The sequence below is a fragment of the Clostridium sp. AF34-13 genome (assembly GCF_003477845.1).
GTDB classification, from domain to species: domain Bacteria; phylum Bacillota; class Clostridia; order Lachnospirales; family Lachnospiraceae; genus Butyribacter; species Butyribacter intestini.
This window is the reverse complement of record NZ_QUEB01000041.1, coordinates 1-310: the sequence shown is the minus strand read 5'-3', so window position 1 is coordinate 310 and position 310 is coordinate 1. Positions and strand designations below refer to the sequence as shown.

General features: G+C 41.9%; 1 rRNA gene. It reads right to left on the bottom strand.

From position 1 onward, the window contains the following. Positions 1–13 precede the first annotated feature (13 nt). A 5S ribosomal RNA gene (gene rrf / locus DWZ63_RS15515) occupies positions 14–131 on the bottom strand. Positions 132–310 lie beyond the last annotated feature (179 nt).

The following is a 310-nucleotide window of genomic DNA, read 5'->3' as shown; positions in this document are numbered from 1 at the left end:
TTATTTTCTTTTTAATTGGCGGCCACCTACTCTCCCATGCCGTCTCCAGCATAGTACCATCGGCCGCTTAGGTCTTAACCATCGTGTTCGGGATGGGAACGGGTGTTTCCCCTAAGCGCATCGCCACCAAAGATTTTTGTGTTACTAAGTAAGTGCACCTGATATAAAAATTGTGTAATGAACTTGTTCATCTAAACAGATTTTTTATCAAGTATTTGCGACGCAGTCGCAACCGAGAAAGCTTCGCTTTCGGTGTGCTTACATCTACACCTTAATAACTTAACAGTAAAACAACTCTTACTCATTTCTC